The organism is Caballeronia catudaia, assembly GCF_001544755.2.
GTDB lineage: Bacteria > Pseudomonadota > Gammaproteobacteria > Burkholderiales > Burkholderiaceae > Caballeronia > Caballeronia catudaia.
Genome location: NZ_FCOF02000123.1, coordinates 1 through 1,839 on the forward strand (window position 1 = coordinate 1; position 1,839 = coordinate 1,839).

The following is a 1,839-nucleotide window of genomic DNA, read 5'->3' on the forward strand; positions in this document are numbered from 1 at the left end:
AGCAGGACAAGCGGCAGCTCGTGGCCGATAACCTGTTCATCGCATTGAAGCCGTACCGCTTCGCGCTTACTCGTCCTTCGCTTTTCGCGGTGCGTGCGCAGCTATCTCGCGCGCTAGTTGAACAAAGGAGCCTAGCGCAGCGGGCGGATTGGGTTCCTTCCACGCGAGGTAGAGCTCGCTCTTCGCGTGCTGTTCGCGCAGAGGACGATAAACGACGTTGTCCATGTGCGTTCGTTGAACTGACGCCGGTACGAGCGTCACACCAAACCCGGCGCTTACGAGGCCAAGGGAAGCGTAGATCTGCCCCATTTCAAAGCTCGTGGACGGAGAAAATCCGGCAAGTGCGCACAACTGGTTGATGGCGGCGTGATAGTCCGGCGCGACATCTTTCCGGTAATTGATGACGCGCAGGTGCATACAGTCCTTGATGGATATCTGCCGTTTCGCTGCGAGAGGGTTGTCCTTCGCGATGGCAACGTAAAACGGCTCCTGAAGCAACAAGACGCTGTTCAGTTGAGTATCCAGCGGCAAAGACCGGACGAATGCCAGATCGACGTCCCCCCGGTTCAGGGCGCTGATCTGTTCAGCAGACGAGAACCAGCGAAGTTCGACCGTCACCTCGGGGTAACGCTGCTGGAATTCACGCAAGAGCGGTGGCAGCAGTGTGTACGCGATGTGCTCGAAGAACCCGACCGCCACCCGACCGATTTCCCCTCTTGCGGCGCGTTGTGAATCCACGATCGCGGCGTTTGTTTCGGCCAGAATCCGTTTGGCCCGTTCTTCGAAAATCTGGCCCGCCGATGAAAGAGACACCCGTTTGCCCCGGCGCTCAAGAAGCGCTACGCCGAGTTCGTCTTCCAGTTCCCGTATCTGCCGACTCAACGGCGGCTGCGCCATGTGCAGTTCACCCGCTGCCTTCGTGAAGTTGAGTGTGCGTGCCACCGTCAGAAAGTAGCGAAGATGACGCAGCTCCATTTGGAACCTTTTTGGTATCGATACGCAACTAATTATATCTTTTACATTGGACGAGACGGGTCTTAGGATCATGACATCAGGCCAACAAGTCAGGAGACCCCTCATGAAACTTACCGCGGCGCAGTTGGAAGCCTACGAGCGCGATGGGTTCGTTGTTCTGCCGGAGCTTTTCAGGGAAGAAGAAGTCGAGCATATGAAGAGCGAGTTGCGCCGGATCCAGAAGATCGACACCGACCATCTGGTCCGTGAAAAAACGGGCGGCATCGCAAAGACGATCTACAAAGTTCACGAAAAAGAAAGTCCGACGGCATCGGCGGTCTTTCACTCCGCAGTGCGCTCCCCCAGATTGCTCGAGCCGGCACAACAACTGATCGACGATCCCGAACTCTACGTCTATCACACGAAGTGCAATCTGAAGACGGCTATCGACGGTTCCGTCTGGCAATGGCATCAGGACTTCGGCACCTGGCATATCGACGGCGTGAAAGAGCCGCAGATGACAACCGCGTTGGTCATGCTCGACGAGCCGACCGAAATGGGCGGATGTCTCTACTTCATCCCGGGAAGCCACAAGCTCGGTTCACTCGATCCGGTGTTCGATGAGGCAACCGGTTACCGCTTCTACGTGGTACCCAAGCCGACCATGCTCGATATTCTGTCCAGTCATCCCAGGGCCGTGGCTATCGTCGGCCGCCCGGGAACAGTCGTGTTTTTCGACGCCAACATCGTGCATTCCTCGGGTCACAACCTGTCCGGTGACGATCGATGGCAGGCCTATGTCGTCTACAACCAGGTGAAGAACAAGCCTGAACAGGTCGAGCAGCCGCGACCGGATTATGTGCGCTCGACCAATTTTGTTCCTCT

General features: G+C 56.9%; 2 protein-coding genes. One reads left to right on the forward strand and one right to left on the reverse strand.

The annotated features are described in order from the left end of the window. Positions 1-66 precede the first annotated feature (66 nt). Positions 67-975: a LysR family transcriptional regulator gene (locus AWB75_RS36345; protein WP_061128731.1), complete on the reverse strand. Its 909-nt coding sequence runs from the start codon at positions 973-975 to the stop codon at positions 67-69. 103 nt (positions 976-1,078) lie between these two features. Here AWB75_RS36345 and AWB75_RS36350 point away from each other — a divergent pair. After that, on the forward strand, positions 1,079-1,839 hold a 761-nt coding region (locus AWB75_RS36350), incomplete at its 3' end, for a phytanoyl-CoA dioxygenase family protein (RefSeq protein ID WP_061128732.1).